General features: G+C 44.2%; 12 protein-coding genes. 7 read left to right on the top strand and 5 right to left on the bottom strand.

Annotated elements, in window-relative coordinates; translation table 11 throughout:
* Positions 1 to 2: 2 nt before the first annotated feature.
* Positions 3 to 3206, bottom strand: a complete 3204-nt coding sequence (locus AAFF35_RS11970) for a TonB-dependent receptor (RefSeq protein WP_342332740.1) — start codon at positions 3204 to 3206, stop codon at positions 3 to 5.
* A gap of 516 nt (positions 3207 to 3722) precedes the next feature.
* Between AAFF35_RS11970 and AAFF35_RS11965 the strand changes: the two genes are divergently transcribed.
* Positions 3723 to 7769: a two-component regulator propeller domain-containing protein gene (locus AAFF35_RS11965; protein ID WP_342332739.1), complete on the top strand. Its 4047-nt coding sequence runs from the start codon at positions 3723 to 3725 to the stop codon at positions 7767 to 7769.
* Positions 7770 to 7790: 21 nt separating this feature from the next.
* Here the strand turns inward: AAFF35_RS11965 and AAFF35_RS11960 are convergent, their stop codons facing one another.
* From AAFF35_RS11960 to AAFF35_RS11945, 4 genes are read right to left on the bottom strand one after another with little or no spacing between them, the layout of a single operon-like run.
* Positions 7791 to 10160, bottom strand: coding sequence for a BNR-4 repeat-containing protein (locus AAFF35_RS11960; protein ID WP_342332738.1), 2370 nt, complete (start codon positions 10158 to 10160; stop codon positions 7791 to 7793).
* Positions 10160 to 12316: a family 43 glycosylhydrolase gene (locus AAFF35_RS11955; protein WP_342332737.1), complete on the bottom strand. Its 2157-nt coding sequence runs from the start codon at positions 12314 to 12316 to the stop codon at positions 10160 to 10162. Before AAFF35_RS11955 ends, AAFF35_RS11960 begins: the two co-directional genes overlap by 1 nt.
* Positions 12317 to 12373: 57 nt before the next feature.
* Complete coding sequence (locus AAFF35_RS11950) at positions 12374 to 14356, bottom strand: alpha-L-arabinofuranosidase C-terminal domain-containing protein (RefSeq protein ID WP_342332736.1); 1983 nt, start codon at positions 14354 to 14356, stop codon at positions 12374 to 12376.
* 1 nt (position 14357) lies between these two features.
* Positions 14358 to 15317, bottom strand: a complete 960-nt coding sequence (locus AAFF35_RS11945) for a glycoside hydrolase family 43 protein (RefSeq protein ID WP_342332735.1) — start codon at positions 15315 to 15317, stop codon at positions 14358 to 14360.
* 189 nt (positions 15318 to 15506) lie between these two features.
* Between AAFF35_RS11945 and AAFF35_RS11940 the strand changes: the two genes are divergently transcribed.
* From AAFF35_RS11940 to AAFF35_RS11915, 6 genes are all read left to right on the top strand, one after another.
* Positions 15507 to 16217 carry an NUDIX domain-containing protein gene (locus AAFF35_RS11940; RefSeq protein WP_342332734.1) on the top strand — a complete coding sequence of 237 codons (711 nt, stop codon included), beginning with the start codon at positions 15507 to 15509 and terminating at the stop codon, positions 16215 to 16217.
* Between the two features lie 82 nt (positions 16218 to 16299).
* A complete protein-coding gene (locus AAFF35_RS11935) occupies positions 16300 to 18009 on the top strand; it encodes a ribulokinase (RefSeq protein WP_342332733.1) in 1710 nt (569 codons plus the stop codon).
* Positions 17996 to 18694 carry an L-ribulose-5-phosphate 4-epimerase gene (locus tag AAFF35_RS11930; RefSeq protein WP_342332732.1) on the top strand — a complete coding sequence of 233 codons (699 nt, stop codon included), beginning with the start codon at positions 17996 to 17998 and terminating at the stop codon, positions 18692 to 18694. Before AAFF35_RS11935 ends, AAFF35_RS11930 begins: the two co-directional genes overlap by 14 nt.
* A complete protein-coding gene (locus AAFF35_RS11925; protein ID WP_342332731.1) occupies positions 18654 to 20039 on the top strand; it encodes a glycoside hydrolase family 27 protein in 1386 nt (461 codons plus the stop codon). Before AAFF35_RS11930 ends, AAFF35_RS11925 begins: the two co-directional genes overlap by 41 nt.
* A 36-nt stretch (positions 20040 to 20075) precedes the next feature.
* Positions 20076 to 21566, top strand: a complete 1491-nt coding sequence (gene araA, locus AAFF35_RS11920; RefSeq protein WP_342332730.1) for an L-arabinose isomerase — start codon at positions 20076 to 20078, stop codon at positions 21564 to 21566.
* Between the two features lie 35 nt (positions 21567 to 21601).
* Positions 21602 to 23287, top strand: coding sequence for a sodium/sugar symporter (locus AAFF35_RS11915; protein ID WP_342332729.1), 1686 nt, complete (start codon positions 21602 to 21604; stop codon positions 23285 to 23287).
* Positions 23288 to 23355 lie beyond the last annotated feature (68 nt).

Here is a 23355-nt window from a genome sequence, read left to right as displayed (position 1 = left end):
TCTTAAAGTTCTACGTTGATACCAATGTTATATACCACCTGGATCGGATAGCCCAGGCCCTTTCCTCCCATTTCAGGATCCCATAATTTGAAACTACTGAGGGCGGCAAGATTGGAAGAGTTCACATACATCCGGAGACTGGATAATCCGAGTCTTTTTGCGGTCTTATCTTTCAAAGAATAGCCCAGTTCGACGGTCTTCAATCTTAAAAATGACCCATTGCGCATCCACCATGTAGAGGTTTTGTTGTTATTGGAAACCAGAGTCTGACTCAATCTTGGCCATAGGGAATAGATATCACGGTTTTCTTCCGACCAGTAACTTTCCTTGATCACATCTAACAAGCCATTCTGGTTTCCATTTCTGAAAACAAAAGGAGCGATTTTTTCGGAGTCGATAAAAAAGGAGGAACGGGCAGATCCCTGAAAAAATGCACTCAGATCGAAACCTTTAAACCCAACTGTTCCACCGAAACCATAAATGATTTCCGGCGATTCAGGAAGCCCCAGAGGAACCATATCTGCATCACTGATGACACCATCCTGATTTACATCACGGTATTTAATGTCTCCCCCACGGTAATCTATTCCTGCTACGGCACCAAACTGTTGCGGGGAATTCATTGCCTCCTGATCATCGGTGAAGAGGCGCTCTGCAATGTAACCGAAGCGTTGTGTAGAAGGGCGTCCTACGTGATATCTGTAGGCTTCCTTATCCGAAAATGCCGGTTCGTCATAGACTAATATTTTGTTTTTTGCATAAGTGAAGTTACCCCTGCCCTGAATGTACATGCCATCGCCAAAACTCTTATTATAATTTAAAGAGATGTCGGCACCCTCGCTCTGCATTTTGTTCGTATTGGCCCTTACCGGTGCCTGCAGGCCCATACTTGAAGGTAAAAAGGTACGCTCGGTCAGGATATTCGACCTGGTATTCCTGTAGATTTCAAGGGTGACGTCCAATGCATTTTTGATGTTAAAATCAAGTGCAAAATTGACCTGCTTGGACCGTTCCCAGGTGATCAGGTTATTGGCATATCTGGAGAGAGAAATTCCATTTCTATAGCCTTCCAAAAGCTCACCAAAGCGCGCGCCATAGGTGCCATCGTTCATGTTGACTTCAGACAGGTAAAAAAAACGGTCTTCCGTCTTTCCGATCTGGTCGTTACCCACCAATCCGTAGGTTGCCCTTAGCTTCATACTCGGTATAAATGATTTAAGCGGCTCAAAAAACTTTTCATTGGAAACCACGTACCCCAGACCGAATGAAGGGAAAAAGCCATATCTGTTGTTATCAGCAAAGCGTTCAGAACCGTTATAACCGAAGCTAAACTCGGCCAGGTAGCGGTTATCGTAACCATAAGTGGCCCTGCCCGAAACCCCAAGGTTCCTGGAAGGCAATGAGCGTTGTAAGGAACCTGCATTTCCCGAAAGGTAATTCCTCATGGTAGAGATCACCATCCCCGTAACCGCATGTTTTTCATTGAATGTCCGGTTGTAATTCAATGCTGTTTCTACATAAAAAGTAGAGTTGAGCTCTTTATCACCCTCGCCATAGCTTAAATATTCTGTACCTACCGGTACTAATGATCCAATCCCTCCATCGTTAAGCGGAGATAAAGTGAGCTGTCCGTCGGGCTGAACGTTCGGGGAATAATAGAAAGGACTATATTGTCTGCTGACATTAAAAAAAGAATACCTGCGTGCATAGGCCATCATTCTGGCACTCAAACCATTGGTAAAGAAGTTCAAATCCTGTTTCAGTTCCAGTTGCGTCTGGAGTGTGGATGCATTTCTGTCTTCATAACCCTTTACCATTTCTGCGTAAGGGTTAATGTAGGTTCCATCCCCAATGGTTCTGGCATTCCCAAACAAAGGGTGTTTGGTAAAAGGAGAATAGCTGGCAGGATATACTGCAGGAAACATCACGGGATTTGAGCCGATTGCCTGAGTGAAAATCTTCTCTCCCCCGTTGATGCGGTTGTTGTTCTCATCTCTTCCACCGACTGGTCCCCTATAATCATCAAACTGACCATATACTCTGATGATCGCCTCTGTAGTTGCAGTGATGTTTAAGTTGACATTGGACCTGATCGAGTAATTTTTCATTTTGATGTTGCTGTTGAAATTGTTCAGTTTATCAACTTTCAACACGCCATTGTCTACATTATAAGTACCGGCCACATAATAGCGTGCCTTTGCACTTCCTCCTGTTGCGCTGATGTTGTATCTGTTGTTTATCGTCCTGTCTTTAATCAACAGGTCAATCCAGTTATTATTTGGATACAGCAATTCATTTTCGCCGGCTGCAGTAGCATCAATTTTAGTCTGCAGATAGGGAAGTATGGCCAATGGGTTCCTGGTTAAGGAGGCTTCATTCGCCATTTTCATATAAGAAATATTGTCTGCAAACCGGAAGTTCCGGGCATTACCCGATAAAGAGGTTTCAGTTCTGAAGCTGAATTTCGTTCTTCCATCAACTCCTGATTTGGTGATGATGATAATCACCCCATTGGCACCACGGGCACCATAAACCGCAGAAGCAGTGGCATCCTTTAAAACATTGAATGAAGCAATGTCGTCGGGTTGTAAACGTGCCATGTCGTTGTTACTGGATTCAATACCATCAATCAGGATTAAGGGATCCTGTTTTCCTGCACCGAAACTTCCCAATCCGCGGATAAAGAAATTGGCGTTATCGCCCCCCGGCTCACCACTACGCTGGTAGGCCACCATACCTGCTACCCTACCGGCAAGCATGGTGGTCAGGTTACTGGTTGGCCCCTTTAGTTCTTTCGGATTAATGGAGATGATGGAACTGATGACACTCGCTTTCTTTTGAGTTCCAAATCCGACCACCGTGACTTCTTCTAAGGCACTGGCATCCGGTGACAAGGTGACTGAAATCGTGTAAATACCTTCCGAATTGGGTTTATAATCGGAAACGGCGACTGTTTTTGGTTTATAGCCTACAAAAGAAAATATTAATTTTGAGGTTTTAGGAACCTTTATGGAATATTGGCCGTCCTGATTCGTAGATACTCCGTTTTTTGAATCTGTATGCCTTACTGTTGCTGAAGGAATACCGCCGATACTGTCTCTTACAAAGCCCTTTACGGTTACTTCCGTTTGTGCAGATGCGGCAAAGGTAAAGGCCATAAGGAAACAGCAAAGACACCAGCTGTATTTGAGTAGCGTTTTATTCATGTTTGCTTTGTTTGATTTGGTGAGTTAATTTTCTGTTTGCATCCCGCAAGATTCTGAGCCTGGAACAGGGCTTTTCTAATTTGGAAGCATTTGGACTTCCATCGGTTCGTTTCATACTGGTTTGGTTGGTTTGTTAATTATTTATTTTGATTTAGGTATTGCCTATCCGAAGCAGCCATTTCCCAGAAAAAGGAGATCAGGCAAGCCTACATTAAACGTCAATATAACAGTTATTAAATCCGGCAAAAAAATATCGCCGGATGACCTGCGATGTCTTGGTTTATTTTATTTAAAAAAAGGGTATGTCGTCAACAGGAAAACCTGCGTAGTTGTGGTGTGGGTATTCATGGTTTTAATATTTGGTTGTATACAAATCTAACTACGGCAGCAGCATAAATATGGGGGGCATAATGGTAAAATGTAAGGGGTGAAATCGTTTTTAAGGCATATTTCAGGCAAAATTGATTAACTTGTGTCAGTTAATTCTAACCAAATCAGGGGGTACTAAACATTTTCATGAAGGGATATTTCTGTCTTGTTCTCATTCTTTTGAGCAATCTCTATTCGAGCGCCGTTAATCATCCGTATTTATATTATCTGGGAATTGAAAATGGGCTGTCAAACAACGCCGTCACCAGCATTTATCAGGACAAATATGGCTTTATGTGGTTCGGAACTTATGAGGGATTAAACCGGTATGATGGCTATCGGTTTCAAATATTCAGGAACAAGCTGAATGATCAAACCTCTTTAGTTGATAACCGTATTGTATGCATCCAGGAAGATGCCCATCACAACCTGATCATAGGCACAAAAAAGGGAGCTAACTTATATCATGTGGCGACCGGCAAGTTCAGCATGATCCGCTTTTCCCATCAAAAAGGATTCAGGGACATCTCTTATGCCATTAATGGATTGGTCAGAGACGAACAGGATCAGGTTTACATCGCAACCGATGGACAAGGGCTCCTGGAATATGGAAAGGACAAAGATATCGCGGTACAAATTCCCTATAAAAACGGGAAGGATCAAAGTAATTCCTATCATGTCAAATCTATAAAAATAGACCAACGTAAAAACATATGGCTCTACATTCAGGAATATGGTCTGTGTTTGTATCATCCGAAGACAAGAAAAATTACGCCCGTACAGAATCTTGCAATGGATGTACAATGTATGGCACCTGATGGTTTGGGGAATATCTGGATCGGCAATGAGTCCGGTCTTTATAAATATGAGCTTAGGACGAAAAAAATATATCCCTACAACCGGCAGAACGGTATTCAATTGAACAACGCTGTATTTGACTTATCTGTAGACAGGGCGCATAAACTATGGATCAGCACTGATGGTGGGGGAATCATTAGCTATGACATTCAGAAAGAAAAATCAACTCATTTTAAATCAGGTAAGGAACCTGGAATGTTAACCAGTAGTGCGGTAACTACCGTTTTTGAGGATAAAGACCAAAGGATCTGGATCGGCACACTGAGGGGCGGGATCAATATTATAGATAAACATAAAACCAGGTTTAACACCGTCAATTCCACACCATTTAAAGCCAACGGACTCATCAGCAACTTTATCCTGTCCTTTTGTGAAGATCCGCAAGGTAATGTATGGGTTGGTACAGACGGCGAAGGCTTAAGTTACTGGAACCGAAAGAACAATCAATTTACCAGCTATGCCCACAAGCCTTCTGACCCGAATTCGCTCAGCAATAACAATGTAGCCGGTATCGTGAGAGATGAAAAAAGCAATCTCTGGCTGGCTACTTATGGTGGAGGGGTGAACCGGTTCAATCCTGCCACAGGTAATTTCCAATACTATCCCTGCTTCAATACTGAAACCAGGATCATGGATAAAAATGCCTGGAGCATTTATCAGGATAAATCTAAGCGCATCTGGGTCGGGACCTGCACTGATGGAGGAACCTATCAGCTCAATACGGCAAACAATAAATTTGAGCTATTTGATGCCAGGCTTAAAAATGTGATTACCATTAATGAAGACAGACAAGGGGTATTGTGGATGGGTACTTTCTCCTCCCTGATCCGGGTAGACCTCAAAAACAAAAAGCATACTTTCTTTAACCTGAATACAGCAGTAAGAGCCATTTATGAAGACAAAAAAGGCCATTTCTGGATAGGCACTGAAGGTGGCGGTTTGTTGTTGTTTAACCGTAAGACAGGAGCCTATAAAACCTGGTCTCAAAAAGATGGCTTAAGCGGTAATGCAGTACTGAATATCCTGGAAGATGATGCCGGGAGCCTCTGGATCTCGACCTTTAGTGGATTGAGCCGGTTTACCCCCTTAAACGGACAGTTTAAAAATTTCCACGAAGTCGATGGACTCCAAAGCAATCAGTTTAATTACAATGCTGCGCTGAAACTCAGGTCAGGAGAGTTTTTATTTGGTGGCATTAAAGGATTTAACCTGTTTCACCCTGAGCAAATCAAACCACATTCGATTGAACCCAGGTTACTCATCACTGATCTGGGGACAAACAATATACCCTATGAGCAGGACGATAGCTTTGAGGACAAAAAAAGCATATTTGAGGTAGAGAAAATCACCTTGCCCTACGACAAATCCGTACTTTCTGTGGGTTTCGCTGCTTTGGAATACTCCTCCCCTAACAAAATTTCCTATGCCTATTACCTGGAAGGCTGGGACGATAACTGGAATGATCCCGGCATCAACAGAACCATCAATTACTCTAAATTACCGGAAGGCAGTTACCGGTTGAGAATCAAGTCGACCAATGCAGAAGGTAAATGGCTCCAAAATGAAAGGATATTGCTGATCGAAGTGATGCCTCCCTGGTGGAGGTCGTATTGGGCTTATATCTTTTACGCGATTGGCTTTGCCGGCTCTATCTATATTTACTTGAATTATCAAAAAAGACAAACTGCTTTGCAGTATCAGGTAGAACTGGCTCACCTGAAGGTAGAACAGGAGAAAGAGCTCAACGAGAAAAAGCTGGGATTTTTTACCAACGTATCGCATGAATTCCGGACTCCCCTCACCTTGATCATCAACCCGCTCAAAGATATTTTGAATCACCAAAGCCATGTAGATTCCAAAGACCTGACGGTAGTCTATAGAAATGCGAGAAGATTGCTGAGTTTAGTTGATCAGCTGCTGCTTTTCAGGAAATCTGATGCAGAAAACCTGAAGATCACAAAAACAGATCTCGTGGTATTTTGTAAAGAGGTTTATTTTTGCTTCAGTCAGCAGGCTAAATCAAGGAATATCCAGTTTAGTTTCTCCAGTACGGCAGCACATATTGACCTCTACATTGACCGGGAGAAAATTGAGATCTCCTTGTTCAACCTGATTTCCAATGCCTTTAAGTTCAGCCCTGATGGTAGTACCATCGGGATGTCCATAAAAGAAACGAAAGATGAGGTAGAGATCCACATCACAGATACAGGGAGCGGAATTTCGGATGAAGTTGGAAACAAGTTATTTAACCGATTCTATCAGGTGACGGAGAAAAACCAGGTTTCCAAACCAGGATTTGGGATCGGTCTTTACCTGGTCAACAAGTTTATCAATCAGCATTTTGGAAAAGTAAGCTATTCCAGTATACCGGGTAAAGGAACGGATTTCTTCCTTAAACTTCTAAAAGGAAAAGCTCATTTTCCGGGGCAGCAGATCCATGAACATACCGATGAAACCCCTGTATTTTTAGCCGAGTTAATAGCCGAGCATCATGATTTTCCGGCAAAGCCTCATTTGGCGGAAGTATCAAATGAGTTCAGTACCGACAAGCCGGGAATTCTCATTGTGGACGACAATGAAGAAATCCGTGCTTACATCAAACAGCTGTTTATTTCTGAGTACATCGTTTATGAAGCAGCAAGCGGGGAAGAAGGATTGGAAATGGTACGGGCGAACATGCCGGATATTGTGATTACCGATGTGGTGATGAAGGAACTGAGTGGCGTGGAACTCTGTACAAAGATTAAAGAAGACCCTCATTTAAGCCATATTCCTGTAATTTTGCTGACCTCCAGTTCCTCAGCAGAAATCAAACTGAAAGGGATTGAAGGGGGCGCGGATGACCACATTACCAAACCTTTTGACAAAGACATGCTCCTGGCGAGAGTGGCTAATCTTTTGAAAAGCAGAAGCACGTTACAAAACTATTTTTACAATGAGATCACCTTGCAATCCAATAATTCCAGGGTATCAAAAGAGAACAAAGAATTTTTAGAAAGATGTATTGCGATTACAGAAAAGCATTTGAATAATCCTGACTTCAGTATTAAAATATTGGCTGAGGAGGTGGGTATGAGTCATTCTGCCTTGTATAAAAAGGTCAAGACCATTTCCGGAAAGACCATTAATGAGTTCATCCGGTATATCAAATTAAGAAGGGCTGCTCAGCTGTTCATCAATTCTGAGCATAATGTAAATCAGGTTGCCTTTGAATCCGGCTTTAGTGACATTAAATACTTCAGGGAGCAGTTTCAAAAACTGTTTGGATTGCGGCCTTCTGAGTACCTGAAGAAATACCGCAAACCATTTACGAAAGGCTATAAGCTGAATACCTGATGTTCCATACACTGATCAGCCTCATTCCGGTTTCCATTCCAATACCTGAACCGGGCTGGGTTTGTTCCCGGCTTTTCCCTCTCCGTCTATTTGCTCCACGCGTTGCAGAAAGAGGTCCAGCCTGCCTTTGGCTCTCCATAATTCGGTATCATAGCTTGGCTCCCAGTCGCCGACCGGACTTTGGCTCAGGTCAGTAACGACCCAGTTGTACTGCTTCAGGTCACGGCAAATGGCAATAGAAACTTTATTTCCACGCTCCAGATCTCTGAAAATCAGTGCTACATTTAACAGCCCCTCACTTTTCCAGGCTACGACCTGTGGCCTGGATATGGGAATGCGCTTTGTTCCCACTCCACTAAGCGTGAAATCAGTTGTCCGAAAGTCCAGTGCATTTACCTGCCAGCTTTCCCCATCGTGATAGACCAGGTGGTATTGTGGCGCCGCTGAACTTTTATCTTTCCAATATCCGGCGATGTAGGGATTTCCGGCTTCGTCGGCAAACATGGAAGTCTGATTGATCAGCTCCGTTTTTTGAGGAATCATTGCTGCATATTCTGCATTTTTATGATGGATTGGGAGTTGATACGCCAGTCCGGCAGCATTTTCCCAGCTTAGTCCTCCATCTTTAGACCGCGCATAACAAAGGTCATGGTTACTGCTTACATCCGGACTTTCACGCCATACCCAAGACAGGTGTATGGTGCCCTTATCGTCAATTGCTGTTTGCCAATAGGCATTTCGTTTCCCTTCCCCATCAATCAGATTATCTTGTATCCGCTGCCATTTTTTTGTTCCGGGGTTGTAGCTGTTGATCATCAGGTTCCCGTTTCCAGATCCTCCATCCCGGTACATAAACAAGAGCGTTCCATTGGCCAGTTTATAAAATTCCGGATAACTGACCTTGTTTTCTTTTGTACCCAGCATGGCTTCCGGTGTTCCTAAAGTTAAAGAACCGGCGGTAATGCTTCTGACGTAATTGAGCCCGTTATTGTGCTGGCCCCATGCCACATGAAGGTAACCTTTGTCGTCCACCATAATGCTGATGGATTTATGTGCGTCTCCTGCATCGGCTTTATAGGCACTCCGCAAAACCTCCCATTCCTTTTTATTGATGTTTCGTTTGGCAACGACCAAGTATTGATCCGCATCATAATAGGCCGCGAATTGTGTGTCTTTAAAGGTAACCAGTGAGTTTTTCCGGAACACGACGGTGTTTACGGAATTGTTGGCCCATCCATTTTCTGCGATGGTACTGATCACCGGCTTTTTATTGAGGTACCTATAACATTCGGCACCTGCCAGTAAAAAGGCACCGACACCGAAATTGGCGGTAGAATTTGCATTTACAACCTGTCCTGGGATCGCTTTTTCTCCAATGGGCTGAATGTAGCCAATGCGTCCATCCTGCTGAAGTGCCACTTCAGACAAATATTTCCAGCCTTTCAATGCGGCATTCAGATAGGTTTTTTCTTTGAGGAAACCATTGTTGATGCCCCAGAATAAGCCATAAGTAAAAAAAGCCGTACCACTCGTTTCCGGTCCCGGCGCATGGTCTTTGTCCAACATGCTCCTGGTCCAGTATCCTTCCTGCTGCTGACTTTTTAAAATGGCTTTCGCCAGGATTTTATATTTCGAGAGGTATAAGTTATAATGCGGATCACTCGCAGGCAGGTCTTTCAGGACCTTTGCCAGGCCGGCAAAGACCCAGCCATTACCTCTTGCCCAGAAATCCTTTTTTTGATTTACGCTTTTGTGTTTGGGATATACATATTTGGCATCCCGGTAATACAATCCTGTTTTCTGATCGTACATGATGCCATTTGCATATTCAAAATATTCGTATAATTTTTCCAGGTAACGCTTATCTCCAGTTGTTTTGTACAATTTCGTCATGACCGGCATCACCATATATAAGCCATCGGCCCACCACCAATAATCATTTGCAGCGGTGCTCATCTGATATTCCATCACTTCTTTAGCTCTGGCTATTTTATAATTTTCGGGCTTTAAATGATACAGATCGATGTAAGTCTGAAAACAGATTTGCCAATCACCAAAAAGCACATAATCATCTTTTTCACCATATTGATATTTCCAGCTGGATTTATCAGCAGACCTGGCCCCCATCCATTGGTTATGACTCGCCCAGCGTTCTGAATACTTCCTGTAATTTTCCTCGCCGGTAATGGCAAACAGCTCCATGTTGCCCGTATGATACGCAGCCTCATCCCAGAATGCCCGGACTTCGGGTGTATGGCTGGATTGCCAATGGTTATTCACCTTTTTTAGCATTTCCAGCAGGGTTGCTTTGCTGTCTTTTTGTTGCGGTTGTTGTGCAGCGGCCTGCAAACCGAACAGGACCAGCAATAAAGCGGCGATGAGCATTCTCATTACTTGTTTATATAAACACCTTTCAATGTAGGTTGCACCACTTTAATATTTCCGTTTGCATCGAATTCCAGCTTATCAATACACACTTCCCTGTGATAGCCTGCAGATTGTCCCATCGCCAGTCCGGCAGGACGGGTGAAACGATGGTAAATGATATACCATTCGTCTTTCCCAGGTACCTGAATCACTGAATTATGTCCCGTTGCATAAATTCCCTGCTTTACATCTTTGGAAAGGATCAGGTTGTTTTCAGGCAAGCTAATTTTGCCCGTTGGTGTATCTGAATTTCCGTACCTGACGCCATAATCTGCATCTCTGGTATCGTTCTGAGACCATAAAAAATAGTATTTACCCTTCCGGTAAAATACTTCCGTTCCCTCTCTGTACGTTTCATCAGGAGTGATCACTTTAACAGAGGAGGAATCTATGGAGATCATGTCGTCATTTAATAATGCCACAGCCATATAGCCATTTCCCCAATATAGATAACTTTTACCGCTCTGCGGGTCTGTAAAAACATCAGGGTCTATTTCTTGCCCGTCTTTAATGCCTTGAGGTTTTCCGGCAATAAGGGCTTTTCCACTATCTTTAAAGGGTCCCGAAGGATCGTCCGCAACGGCAACGCCTATTTTCTGTGCAGCGGTAAAATAATAATAGTATTTATAACTGTCATTCCGTTTCTTCTCCGCGATGGTGGGCGCCCATGCGTTTCTCTTCGCCCAGCTCAGGTCCTTATTCAGGTCTAAGATTACACCTTCATCTTTCCAGTCGGCCAGATCTGAGGAAGAGAATGTTTTAAAATAGGTTCCGGACCAATCTGTAAAGCCATCGCTGGTAGGATACAAATGGTATTTTCCGGTTTTATGCGAATACAGGATTTCCGGATCAGCATAATAGCCATTTAAGACCGGATTCAAGTCTACAGACGCAGCAACCTCGTATACCTTTGGCTTTCTTCCAGGTACACTGATCTTTAGCTTTACCGGCCCTTTCGTAAAATCATAGGGAGCTTTGGGACTGATTTCCATGCCTGGAAAAATCACAAAACCGGGATCAAAAGATTTAAGGGAAGTCCCTTGTTTTACCGGCAGATAAAGTGTGGAAGAAGTGGTATCTGTAACCACATTATTCTTTTTGATCGCCGCCGACTGGAAAGAGCTGAGCACACTTTCAGCACTGTACCATTTTTTTAACAATGCCGTTGCTTCTGGTGTTGTAATCGGAAGCACTGTTCCATGACGGGGATGAAAGTTCATCTTCACCTCGTGGTCAACCACCGTAAATTTTTTCAGGTCTTTGGTTTTGGTAAACTGGTAGCGGCCCCTGGTGTACACATCATACATCAGAATATAACCTTCCCCGTTATTGAGTTTAAACACTCCCGCACCTTCTACCGGGTCTTTTGTCTGTTGTACATTGCCCTCACGCAATACATATCCTTCTTTTAAGTGATCCGAAACGGCTACACGAATTCCCAATCCCTCCCCTTCGGTCTTAAAGAACAAATGGTATTTTCCCTTGTCAAAAATGATGTCCCCATCAATGCAGGCACCATTTGTCGGGCTGAAGAAAAGTTGTTTAGGTTCAGTTTCCAGGTCCGTAAAGTCTTTATTCGCGTAGGCCCAATAAATCTTATCCGGCTCTGCACCGTGTTTCATCGACCAATAAACCATGTACTTGCCTGCTTTCTGATCGTATATCGTTTGAGGTGCCCATACCCTCAGCAAGTTTTCCTGACGGGGAAAACGTTTCTGAATATTAATGATACTTGAAGTCCAGTTGACCAGGTCGGTAGATTTTAACAGGACCATTGCCCGGTTCGAGTCCCAGCCTTTGGCCGATACCATATCGGTAACCACCATGTAGAAGCTTTTACCATCAGCTCCACGTAAGATATGAGGGTCACGTACCCCGCCGGTTGAACTGATTCCGGCAGAACTGATCACCGGCTGATCGTTATTCAAGGCCCTGTAAGTATAGCCGTCATTACTGATTGCGAAACGGATCGACTCCTCTAAACCGCTGTTGCCGGTGAAGTAGGTAAAAAGATAAGCCGTATTTTTTTGCTTTTGGGCCAGCACAGCGCCACTTGTCAGCAAAAGAACCATACAGCTCAGTAATAGTTTAGGGTTATATAAGTTGAACTTTATATTCATTCTGATTCATTTATGTCAGTCTTTATCCGTCTGTGTCAATTTATCCTTCGTCTACCTTTATTTGTAGCTAAGCTTTAGCATCATAAAAGAATTTGCCGGCATTTTCAGGATTGCATTTTTCCCCTTCAACTTCAGTATCGACTCTGCAGGAACAATATTGGAAGGTTTTTGTATAGAATTCTGGTCCAGAAGAGCTCCTTTAATTGTGGTTAACTTTCCTGCTCCGGCCATTTTCTTTATTCCTTCGAAAGTAAGTTGTTTCGTTCTTTCGGTTTCATTCGTATTGACCAGTTTAACAATGACTTCTTTCTTAATACTGTCGACCACCGCAGAAACATATAAACCATCCTGACCGGAAAGTGATTTACCATTTGCTAAGGCAGGTGAAACCTGTGTACCTCTGTTGGTAGAAAAAAGTTTTTGCACATAATAATTTGGCGTTCCATATATATTCATGTTATCTACCCAGATCAAATCCGGGGCCCATTGCCAACCCTCGGTATTCGCAAATAAAGGGGCGTAAGAGGCCATATTGACAACCGCTGCGTTGCGCTCCAGGCCGGTCATAAATGCCGCCTCTGCCAATGCTGCCTGCCAGATGTTTCTGTTGCTCCCTGTCGCGTCTCCTTTAATGTGAGCGGCATATTCTCCTGCAAAAATCTTTGCGCCCTGACGATCGTAATTGTCATAGCGTGCAGCATTTTTGAGGAACCATTCCGGAGCGCGATAATAGTGTTCATCTATAATGTCTGCTTTCATGTCGCGCAGTTCTTTATCCAGATAGCGGAATTCATCATTATCAGGGCCTGTTCCCGAACTGTAGATCAGGTTCATTGCCGGATATTTTGCTTTAATGGCCTGTTGAAAGGCTTTCGCCCTTTCAATATACTGAGGACCCCAGTTCTCATTACCTACACCCAGGTATTTCATATTAAATGGTTCCGCATGTCCCATCGATGCGCGAACTTTTCCCCATTCAGAAGAAACATCGCCATTAGCAAACTCGATCAGGTCCAGGGCATCCTGTATATAGGGATCCAGCTGATCTAAAGCAACTACCTCGGCGGTATTGAACTGACAGGCCATGCCACAGTTCAGGATCGGCAAAGCTTCTGCACCGATATCTTCGGCCAATTGAAAATACTCAAAAAATCCAAGTCCAAAAGTCTGAAAATAATCAGGGGACGGACGATGGTTAAACTCCACATTCCAGCGGTTCATGATCAATTGACGTTCTTCTATAGGTCCAATTGTTTTTTTCCATTGGTACCTGTTGGCCAGGTCAATTCCTTCGACAATACAACCGCCCGGAAAACGGATAAACCCTGGTTTCATATCTGCCAGCATCTGGATCATATCTCTGCGCATGCCCTTTTTGCGGCCCTTCCAGGTATCCGCAGGAAATAAAGAGATCATGTCCATATCCAGTACGCCATTTCCTTCAAACCAGATGTTCATTTTGGCTTTCGCTGCAGTGGCATCCGCTGTAAAGCTCAGTTCCTGGCTTTTCCATTCTCCTGAAGCATCGGCTGGTTTCATTGATCCTGCGGCCAATACCTTGTCTCCCTCGTCGAGCAGCTCCACATGCAGGGTGATGCCAGGGGTTATTTGTCTGTATAATAGCGAAAAGTCGTACTTCAGGCCTTTTTTTATACCCATTCCACCTTTGAAACCTTCATTGCTGATCCCTGCTTCTCCTTTTGCAGCTCCTTTGATGGTCGCCCTCAGGTACCTTGGATTTGCCAGGTTTGCGCCCTGCCTGTTCTGTACGAGCAGGTCGCCCTCTCCGATCTTTTTTCCTTTTACAGACCAGCCCATCAATGGTTTAAGAAATTCAAACGAGCGGTTCTTTACCATTTCGGCATAGATACCGCCGTCTGCCCCCATATTGATGTCTTCAAAAAACACCCCCCACATTGTAGGTGAGACTTTCCCTTCGGATTTAGCGGCATTGACTACAATAACTTCCGGTTGTTGTGCCCCAGCACTAAAAAATGTCCCGGCCAGCAGCAGGGCGATTAAGTTGCTTTTATATTTCATATTATTTTATGCCTTCAGTAGTCATGATGATTTTTTTCATACTTCCATCCTTATTATAGTATAGTCTGTCTATACAAACAGAACGCCTGTAACTGCCCCCATTGGGATTAATGGCGCCATTGTGGTAAATGAAATAATCTTTTCCTTTAAACTGGATGATGGATTGGTGGTTCGTATTGGAATTGCCAGCGATTTCATTTAAAATGCCTTTATAAACCCATGGTCCATTGATGTTTTTACTCATCGAATAGGCAATCTTTTCCGGAAATTCTACCGCGTAAGAAAGATAGTACCAGTCTTTGCGTTTATGGATCCATGGTGCTTCCGTGAATTTTGGCAGGCCAGGGATGGTATTTATAGGGCCATCAAATTCCAGCATGTTCTCTTTTAGTTTTGCATAATAGCAGGCCGTATTTCCCCAGAAAAGATAGGCTTGTCCGTCGTCGTCAATGAAGACAGAAGGATCAATGTCATCCCAGGTAATTTTGGTGGAAGTCGTCATTTCATTAGTGACCAAAGCTTTACCAATCGCATCTTTAAACGGGCCAAGGGGGCTATCTGCCACCGCAACCCCTATCGCCTTCCCTCCTTTCTGATGTTCTACAGCAACATACCAGTAAAATTTACCTTTACGTTCTATGACCTGTGAGGCCCAGGCATCCCCTTTTGACCATTCAAAAGCTTTTACATTCAGTGGAGAAGGGTGTGCTTTCCAGCTGAGCATATCTGCAGAGGAATAGACCAGCCATTCTTTCATTTCATAATAATTTTTCGAATCCGGTGCTTCATCATGTCCGGTGTACAGGTAAACACTGTCTTTATAGACCATTGCCGCAGGATCTACGGTAAACTTATCGGTGACAATCGGGTTGCCATCTTTTTTAATCGCCTGAGCATTGGAGAAATCAGGAGCAAGAATTGCTAAAATCAGCAGAGCTGGCTGGTACTTTAAAAAATTCATACTTGGTTCTGGTTCGTTGGTTATCGGGTTGCCTGATGACCTGATGGTGTCCAATCAGGAACCTGCCAGGCGATCATCCCTACCCCGGCTAATGTATGAATTATATATTAAACGTCAAATCAACGATTATTATTTTTGTAGCTTTGCCTTAAATTTTTATAAATTGCTTTTGCTAAATATAACTACTCTATGATTACCTATACTGAACAGACGCGCGTTCTGGTTGCAGTCGACTGCATCATCTTTGGCTTTGACGGCGAACAATTGAAAATATTACTTATCAAAAGAGGTTTCCAACCGGCAAAGGACCAATGGAGTCTGATGGGTGGTTTTGTGGAAGCCGATGAAAACTTATACGGTGCCGCGGAACGCATTCTCTTTCAACTGACCGGACTTAAAGATTTATATCTGGAACAGCTAAAGGCTTACGGAAATCCGGATAGAGATCCGATAGAGCGTACCATATCCGTTGCTTATTTTGCATTGATAGACATCAATAAATACAAAACACAGATCAGTGATCGCTATCATGCGGAATGGTTCCTGATCAACGATGCACCTTCACTCATCTTTGATCATGACATCATGGTTGAAGAAGCGAAAAAAAGAATTCGCTACAAAGCGGCCCTTCACCCTATTCTGTTTGAATTGTTACCGAAAAAATTCACCATTCCTCAATTACAGAATCTTTACGAACAGGTATACAATACCAAAATCGACAACCGGAATTTTATCCGGAAAGTGAATTCTACAGACCTGCTCATCAAACTCACTGAGAAAGATAAATCCAGTTCCAAACGGGGCGCTTTTTATTATACGCTTGATAAAAATAAATACAAAGCCAAGTTTCAGTCCTTCTTAAATTTCATCCCTAATCCCGAGCATCTGATCAGTATGTAATCCGGCCGATCTGAAAGAAATTTCATAATAATTTTCATTTGTCAAAAAAATAAACGTTAATTAGACGTTTATTGTAATGACCATGAAACTAACCAAATATGTCATCGGTATTGATTACGGTTCTGACTCTGTTCGCTCCGTAATTGTAAATGCCGAAAATGGAGCCGAGCTCTCCTCTTCCGTCTATTATTATAAAAGATGGCAAAAAAATCTGTATTGTGAACCTTCCTCAAATCAGTTCAGACAACACCCGCTGGACTATATCGAGGGACTCGAGCATACTGTCAAAGATTGTATTGCGAAAGCCGGTGGTGTTGCTATTGCAAACGCGATCAAAGGAATTTCTATAGATACGACAGGCTCCAGCCCTGTGGCCGTCGACAAATCCGGAACACCTCTGGCCCTTACTCCCGGCTTTGAAGAAAATCCAAATGCCATGTTTGTCCTTTGGAAAGACCATACCGGAATCAGAGAAGCCGCAGAAATCAACGAGCATGCCACTAAATTTGAGATCAATTACCTTCAATATGTAGGCGGCATTTATTCTTCCGAGTGGTTTTGGGCAAAGCTCCTTCATGTATTGAGGGCCGATGCTGCTGTTCGCGATGCGGCCTTTTCATGGGTAGAGCATTGCGACTGGATTCCATTCCTGCTGACCGGGGGAAATGATGTTTTGAAGATGAAAAGAAGTCGTTGCGCGGCAGGCCATAAAGCACTTTGGGCGGAGCAGTTTGAAGGCCTTCCACCGGAAGAGTTTTTCAGTCAGCTGGATCCCCTGTTATCAGGATTCAGGGAAAGGCTTTTCCAAGACACTTATACTTCAGATGAACCGGCAGGAACATTAAGCGAAGAATGGGCAGCCCGTCTGGGACTCTCCACAGAAGTGGTGGTTGGTGTAGGTGCATTTGATGCACATATGGGTGCTGTAGGTGGCCAAATCGCCCCTTATCACCTTTGTAAAATCATGGGTACCAGCACCTGTGACATTCTGATTGCTCCTTCGGCTGACCTGGATGGCAAGCTGGTACAGGGCATCTGCGGGCAAGTAAACGGCTCTGTTATTCCTGGAATGATGGGACTTGAAGCTGGCCAATCGGCCTTTGGAGATGTATATGCCTGGTTTAAAAACCTAATCAGCTGGCCATTAAATCAACTGCTTTTAGAATCCTCTCTGATTCACAAGGAAACTGCTATTGCGTTAAAAGAAGAACTCGAAGCGAAAATCATTTCCCGCTTAAGCGAACAAGCTCAGCTATTGACTGATAGCGATGATGCCGAATTGGCCATTGACTGGTTAAATGGCCGAAGAACTCCCGATGCCAATCAGGAACTCAAAGGCGCCATTACCGGTTTAAGTCTGGGAACTGATGCTCCCCGCATTTTCCGGGCCCTGGTTGCGGCAACCTGTTTTGGGGCAAAATGCATTGTTGAACGTTTCAGGGATCAGGGCGTACCCGTAGAAGGCATTATCGGCATAGGTGGAGTCGCTAAAAAATCACCTTACATCATGCAGATGATGGCTGATGTATTGGAAATGCCGATCAGAATTCACCGGTTTGAACATACCTGCGCATTAGGTGCAGCCATGTTTGCTGCAGTAGCGGCCGGGATTCACCCAAATATTGAAGCTGCAATGGAAGCCATGGGGACAGGATTTGAAGCAGAATATCAGCCAAATCAGGAAAACATAGCACGATACCGCAAGCAATACCAGGAATACCTGGCTCTTGGCAATTACCTGGAGCACGATCATCAAAAACAGATTAAACCGATGTATCATGAGCATTTATAAAATCATACGTGAAATGGCCTATGAGGCTAATATGGAACTACCAAAGTTAAACCTGGTGCTTTTTACTTTCGGAAATGTAAGTGCCGCCGACAGGGATGAGGGTGTTTTTGCCATTAAGCCAAGCGGCGTGCCCTACAAAGATCTTTCGCCAGATAAAATGGTGATCGTAGATTTTGACGGCAATACCGTGGAAGGATCACTCAGGCCATCTTCAGATACCAAAACCCATGCTGTTCTTTACAAACATTGGGATGGAATCAATGGCATTGTACATACCCATTCCACCTATGCGACCTCCTGGGCTCAGGCACAAATGGATGTACCTATTTTTGGGACCACTCATGCCGATCACCTGACGGTGGATATTCCCTGCGCACCGCCAATGGATGACGAGATGATCAAAGGAAATTACGAATATGAAACCGGTTTCCAGATCATCAACCACTTTAAGAAACTTGGCTATAGTCACCATGAAGTGGAAATGATCCTCGTTGGAAATCATGCTCCTTTTACCTGGGGGAAGACGGCAGAAAAAGCAGTTTATAATAGCGCCGTGCTGGAATCTGTAGCACAAATGGCGTTGCTGACCAATCAAATTAACCCGCAATCACCAAAACTGAAGGAAGCATTAATCAAGAAACATTTTGAACGTAAACATGGTCCGGACAGTTATTATGGGCAGTAAAAAAATAGTATGGGCAGCAGCGTTCCTGCTTGGAACGCTAACCACCGTAAAAGCACAGCAAAAAGATTTTCACGACTGGGCCAGGACGCCTCCAATGGGCTGGAACAGCTGGGATTGCTTTGGTCCTACTGTAGTAGAATCTGAAGTAAAAGCCAATGCAGATTATATGTCTAAAAATCTGAAAGCATTCGGATGGGAATATGTGGTCGTAGACATCCGCTGGTATGTAGGTAATGACAAAGCACATGGATACAATGAAAGCAACCCTGATTATGTTCTCGATGACTATGGCAGATTTCAACCCGCTGTAAACCGTTTTCCATCTGCTGCAGGTGGCAAAGGATTTAAGCCGCTGGCAGACTATATCCATAAAAAAGGACTGAAATTTGGCATCCACATCATGCGGGGCATTCCGGTCGAAGCGGTAAAACGCAACTTGCCCATCATGGGCAGTAAAGCTACCGCCAAAGACATTTACAGCACAGAGCTGCAATGCCTGTGGTTGCGGGATATGTATACCGTAGTGGCGGGCCGTGATGGCGCACAGGAATATTACAACTCTTTGTTTAAACTCTATGCTTCATGGGGCGTGGATTTTATTAAGGTGGATGACCTTTCCAGACCTTACCATACCGGAGAGGTGGAAATGATCCGTAAAGCAATCGCGTTGACGGGTAGAAAAATTGTATTGAGTACCTCACCCGGAGAAACACCAATCGCAAGCGCTCCTCATGTTCAGGAGCATGCCAATATGTGGCGTACTGTAGACGATTTCTGGGACAACTGGCCGATGCTAAAAGATCATTTTGATGTTTTTGAGCGCTGGAATAAATACCGCGCAGCAGGTGCCTGGCCGGATGGCGATATGCTTCCATTGGGGAAAATAGGGATTCGTGCAGAGCGTGGAAACCCAAGGATGACTGCCTTTACCAAAGATGAGCAATATACCTTGATGACGCTATGGACGATATTTCGCTCCCCATTGATGTTTGGTGGCGACCTGCCTGGAAATGACGCTTTTACCCTTTCCCTGCTGACGAACAGGGAGGTCCTCAATGTCCTGAACCACAGCACAAACAACCGGCAATTGTTTCGTAATGAACAGGGAATCTGTTGGGTGGCAGAGGACCGAAAAACCGGAGATCAATACCTCGCCCTTTTTAACCCGGGCGATGATGACCAGCCTGTTAAGATTTCTGTAAACCTGAAAGATCTTGGTTTTAGCAAGGCCTGTAAGGTCAGAGATCTTTGGAGCAAAACTGACAAAGGCACCGTTAAGGGGACCTTTACCGCCAACATCAATAAACACGGAGCTGGACTTTTCCGTCTCTCTGCAATTAAATAAATCAAGAAACCTATATAATAAGATAAGCTAAGAAATATGATCAATTTAAAAGAATTAGAAGTCTGGTTCATTACCGGTAGCCAGCACCTGTACGGAGAAGAAACATTGAAATTAGTAGCCGAGCACGCACAGCAGGTAGCGGGATCGCTGGATACCGCTCCACAGATCCCCGTTAAAGTCATTTATAAACCCATCGTAAAAACACCAGAGGAGATCTTTGAAACCTTACAACAGGCCAATGTTGCTGCAAATTGTATTGGCGTCATCACCTGGATGCATACCTTCTCCCCTGCTAAAATGTGGATCAGGGGATTGAATATTCTTCAGAAACCATTACTTCACCTGCATACCCAGTTTAACCGTGACATTCCATGGGATACCATCGATATGGATTTCATGAACCTGAACCAGAGTGCACATGGCGACCGGGAGTTTGGATTTATGGTGACCCGGATGCGCAAAGACCGAAAAGTAGTGGTAGGCCACTGGCAGGATCCCGAAGTATTGAAGGAAATTGATACCTGGACACGGGCAGCGGCCGGCTGGCACGATTGGCAAGGCGCTAAATTTGCGAGATTTGGCGACAACATGCGTTATGTAGCCGTTACTGATGGCGACAAAGTAGAGGCTGAACTGAAGTTTGGTTTTCAAGTCAACACTTACGGTATTGGCGACCTCGTTGCGGTGATCAACAGCATTCCTGAGGAATCCATTCAGGAGCTCCTGAAGGTATACGAATCCAGTTACATTATGACCGCCGACCTGCTCCCTGGTGGCGACAGACATCCTTCTGTCTATGAGGCGGCAAAAATAGAGCTTGGTCTGAAGAAATTCCTGGAAGATGGTAATTTTAAAGGCTTTAGCGATACATTTGAAGATTTACATGGTATGATTCAACTCCCTGGCATCGCCGCTCAGCGATTGATGGCTGAGGGATATGGATTTGCCGGAGAGGGCGACTGGAAAACCGCAGCATTGGTACGTGCCTGTAAGGTAATGGGTGCCGGATTACCTGGTGCCAATGCTTTTATGGAAGATTATACCTATCATTTTGATCCGGCCAATTCTATGGTACTGGGTTCCCATATGCTGGAAGTTGATGCTTCTCTGGCCAATGAAAAAGCGCGATTGGAAGTACATCCATTAGGCATTGGCGGCAAAGCGGATCCAGCCAGACTGATCTTCAGTGTTGCTGCAGGAAATGCACTCAATGCTTCTATTATCGATATGGGCAATCGATTCCGCTTACTTGTAAACGAAGTGGAAGCGGTAGCACCTGAACACCAATTGCCAAAGCTACCTGTCGCACAGGTGTTATGGAAACCACTCCCTGATATGAAAACCGGCTGTGCTGCCTGGATCTATGCCGGAGGTGCACACCATACCGCTTATAGTCAGAATCTGACCAGCGCGCATTTACTCGATTTTGCCAACATTGCTGGTATAGAATATATCAACATCGGTGCCGATACCAAGATCAACCAGTTTAGAAATGAACTGCAATGGAACGAAATCTTTTATAAATAAGCGGACACTTGTTCAACCTAACCAAATAGAGCCATATGAACAATAATTTAGTAGCTACAGATTATGTAGTTTTCATCATCTACTTTTTAGTCGTTTCCGGCTATGGGTATTATATTTACCGACAACGTAAAAAGAATGAGCATGATGCCAAAGCATTCTTTCTTGCGGAAGGAACACTGACCTGGTGGGCCATAGGTGCCTCTCTAATCGCCTCCAACATTTCTGCCGAGCAATTTATTGGCATGAGTGGCGAAGGTTTCTTTCTGGGCATTGCTGTGGCAGCTTACGAATGGATTGCCGCCATTGCACTGATTATCGTTGCGGTTTGGTTCATTCCTGTCTACCTCAAGAACAAGATCTATACCATGCCTCAGTTTCTGAAGACCAGGTACAACGAGTCTGTTGCCCTGATCATGGCGGTTTTCTGGTTGTTCTTATATGTATTTGTGAACCTGACTTCTATCCTTTACCTGGGTGCTGTGGCCATTAACGGACTTACGGGTGGAGATTACCTGCATGTGATCATGATCGGACTTGCTGTATTTGCACTGATCATTTCCTTAGGAGGTATGAAAGTAGTGGCTTATACTGACGTGATTCAGGTGGCTGTTCTGATCTTTGGAGGATTGGTAACCACCTATATCGCCTTAACGGTAGTAGGTGAGAAATTCGGTGTTGGCGCCAATGCCATTGCCGGATTCCAGGTTTTGATGGATCATGCTCCTGAGCACTTCAAGATGATCATTCCAAAACCGACAGCAGAATCGACACAAAATGAGATCAGTAAATACCTGACTTTCCCTGGACTCGCTTCTTATGTTGCGGGCATCTGGATCATCAACCTCAACTACTGGGGATGTAATCAATACATCACCCAGCGTGCATTGGGAGCGGATCTTAAAACCGCACGAACAGGGATTCTTTTTGCTGGTCTTTTAAAGCTGATGATGCCGTTAATCGTGATGTTGCCAGGTATTGCGGCTTATGTATTGTACAAAGGCGGACATTTACCTCAATTGATCGGTGGCAAAGACGGCGCCTATTCTGCGATACTTACCTTTTTACCGACCGGTCTTAAAGGGCTGTCTGTAGCGGCATTAACCGCAGCCATCGTGGCTTCACTTGCCGGAAAGGTAAACAGCATTTCGACCATCTTCACCCTGGACATCTACGCCAAGTATTTTAAGAAAGGTACAGAAGAAAAAAACCTCGTTCTTGTGGGTAGGTCAACCGTATTTGTGGGGATGATCCTGGCGGTACTCTTCACCTGGAATGACCTCCTTGGTATTGGTGGTGAAGGTGGCTTTACCTTTATCCAGAAATACACCGGTTTTATTAGTCCGGGTGTATTTGCCATGTTTATCCTGGGGATGTTCTGGAAAAGAACCACCGGTAGCGCAGCCATTGCGGGTGTACTGGCCGGATTTCTGTTCTCCGTTTTCTTCAATGAAATGGCACCAGGCCTGTTGGGCAATGATACCTTGCTGTATACCGCTTATCCGAATGGTAAAGGTGGTTTCGAGATTCCATTCCATATCTGTATGGGGCTCTCCTTCTTCTTTACGATGGCCATCATGATTTTGATGAGTCTGGCCGGACCTAAAGTAAATCCTAAAGCTTTCGAACTTGATAAATCCATGTTCAAAGTTGCCCCATCTACGATGGCGCTGATCGTGGTCACGCTGTTGCTCATTGCAGCGTTGTATGTGAAGTTCTGGTAGTTGAATTACTCCTGCGGGGAGCTACAAACAAAAAAAGGGAGATCCGGCTATTCGGATCTCCCTTTTTT

Origin of the sequence: Pedobacter sp. FW305-3-2-15-E-R2A2 (genome assembly GCF_038446955.1) — a bacterium.
Classification (GTDB): domain Bacteria; phylum Bacteroidota; class Bacteroidia; order Sphingobacteriales; family Sphingobacteriaceae; genus Pedobacter.
The sequence above is the reverse complement of the archived record's forward strand: the minus strand, read 5'-3'. Positions and strand labels throughout refer to the sequence as shown.

What these genes read in the sequence shown, in the direction of transcription:
- AAFF35_RS11970 (WP_342332740.1), bottom strand. Translation starts at nt 3,206, where the DNA reads ATGAATAAAACGCTACTCAAATACAGCTGGTGTCTTTGCTGTTTCCTT.
- AAFF35_RS11965 (WP_342332739.1), top strand. Translation starts at nt 3,723, where the DNA reads ATGAAGGGATATTTCTGTCTTGTTCTCATTCTTTTGAGCAATCTCTAT.
- AAFF35_RS11960 (WP_342332738.1), bottom strand. Translation starts at nt 10,160, where the DNA reads ATGAGAATGCTCATCGCCGCTTTATTGCTGGTCCTGTTCGGTTTGCAG.
- AAFF35_RS11955 (WP_342332737.1), bottom strand. Translation starts at nt 12,316, where the DNA reads ATGAATATAAAGTTCAACTTATATAACCCTAAACTATTACTGAGCTGT.
- AAFF35_RS11950 (WP_342332736.1), bottom strand. Translation starts at nt 14,356, where the DNA reads ATGAAATATAAAAGCAACTTAATCGCCCTGCTGCTGGCCGGGACATTT.
- AAFF35_RS11945 (WP_342332735.1), bottom strand. Translation starts at nt 15,317, where the DNA reads ATGAATTTTTTAAAGTACCAGCCAGCTCTGCTGATTTTAGCAATTCTT.
- AAFF35_RS11940 (WP_342332734.1), top strand. Translation starts at nt 15,507, where the DNA reads ATGATTACCTATACTGAACAGACGCGCGTTCTGGTTGCAGTCGACTGC.
- AAFF35_RS11935 (WP_342332733.1), top strand. Translation starts at nt 16,300, where the DNA reads ATGAAACTAACCAAATATGTCATCGGTATTGATTACGGTTCTGACTCT.
- AAFF35_RS11930 (WP_342332732.1), top strand. Translation starts at nt 17,996, where the DNA reads ATGAGCATTTATAAAATCATACGTGAAATGGCCTATGAGGCTAATATG.
- araA (WP_342332730.1), top strand. Translation starts at nt 20,076, where the DNA reads ATGATCAATTTAAAAGAATTAGAAGTCTGGTTCATTACCGGTAGCCAG.
- AAFF35_RS11915 (WP_342332729.1), top strand. Translation starts at nt 21,602, where the DNA reads ATGAACAATAATTTAGTAGCTACAGATTATGTAGTTTTCATCATCTAC.